This window comes from Nonomuraea sp. NPDC049378 (assembly GCF_055586745.1).
Genome location: NZ_JBVJHP010000059.1, coordinates 1 through 1603 on the forward strand (window position 1 = coordinate 1; position 1603 = coordinate 1603).

Annotated in this window: 1 protein-coding gene; it reads left to right on the forward strand. The window is 66.3% G+C overall.

Annotation, left to right across the window (positions count from 1 at the left end; translation table 11 throughout):
* Positions 1-220: 220 nt before the first annotated feature.
* Entirely contained in the window at positions 221-1549 is a 1329-nt protein-coding gene (locus ACZ6SA_RS49185; protein ID WP_465836412.1) for an IS256 family transposase, read from the forward strand.
* Positions 1550-1603: the final 54 nt, after the last annotated feature.

Below are 1603 nucleotides of genomic sequence, written 5' to 3' on the forward strand. Positions count from 1 at the left end.
GGGGGTATCACTCTAGGTGTGGAAATGATCACCAAACGTAGACCGAAGTCTGCAACGATCATTCACCATCTCGGGGGAGAACACGATCATGTCCACGACACGGGGAAGAACCGCGCTGGCCGCGGTGGGGCAAGACCAGCGCGATGACGCATCGGCGCTGCTGGGGGCGGCTGCTCATCATGGCGGGGAAAAATCCCCCCATCGTGACGGTGAGGTGCCGTTGCGGGACCTGCTCGGCGATCAGGTGCTGGACCTGCTGCTGGAGCGTTCGCGCGACGGGGCCGGCGGGCTGCGGCTGACCGGCGAGGGTTCAATGCTCGGCGAACTGGTCAAGGCGGTGCTGGAACGCGCGCTGGAGGCCGAACTGTCGTCGCACCTGGGCTACGGCAAGCACGATCCGGCCGGCCACGGGAGCGGTAACTCCCGCAACGGCAGGATCGGCAAAACGGTGCAGACTGGGGTGGGGCCGGTCCGGCTGGCCGTGCCCCGGGACCGGGCCGGCACCTTCGAGCCGCTGCTGGTGCCCAAGCGGGCCGGCCGCGTCTCCGGCGGCCTGGACGACATGATCATCAGCCTGTACGCGCACGGCATGAGCGTGCGCGACATCCAGCACCACCTGCGCCAGATCTACGACACCGAGCTGTCGCACGAGGCCATCTCCAACATCACCGACGCCGTGCTGGAAGAGGTCCGCACCTGGCAGGCCCGGCCGTTGGAGGCCGTCTATCCGGTGGTGTTCCTGGACGCCATCGTGGTCAAGGTCCGCGACAATCACAGCGTCCAGGCCAAGCCCGCATATCTGGCGGTGGGTATCGACGCCGACGGCGAGAAACACGTGCTGGGCATCTGGCTGGCCAAGACCCCGCTCGACGCCGCCACCGCCGGCGAATCGGCCCGCTTCTGGAACGCGGTGATGAACGACCTGAAGAACCGCGGTGTGCGCGACATCATCATCGCCTGCACCGACGGCCTGAACGGCTTCGAAGACGCCATCCACCACGCCTTCCCGAACACCACCGTGCAGGCCTGCGTCGTGCACCTGATCCGCAACGCGCTGCGACCGGTCGCCCGCCGCGACCGCGCCGCGGTGGCCGCCGAACTCAAGAAGATCTACACCGCGCCCACCGCGGAAGCCGCCTTCGACGCCCTGGCCGACTTCACCGCCTCCACCTGGGGCGAGAAGTATCCGCAGGCGGCGCGCGTGTTCGAGACCGCCTGGGACCGCTTCACCCCGTTCTTCGCCTTCTCCCCAGCGGTCCGCAAGCTGCTCTACACCACCAACAGCATCGAGTCCCTGAACTACCAGCTGCGCAAGGTCACCAAGGCCCGCGGCCACTTCCCCGGCGACGACGCCGTGGTCAAGCTGCTGTGGCTGGCCATCATCAACATCGAGGACAAACGCGCCCGCGAACGCGCCATGACCAAGGAGAAAACCGGGAAGATCAAAAACTCGCCCAGCACCGCCCGCCTGATCGAAGGACAGCGCACCATCGGCTGGCGCGAGGCACTCATCGAACTCGACATCGCCTATCCAGGCCGCATCCGGTAAAGACCGGCCTCAAGCCATCAGAAACGATCTTTACACACCTGAAGTGACAACCTC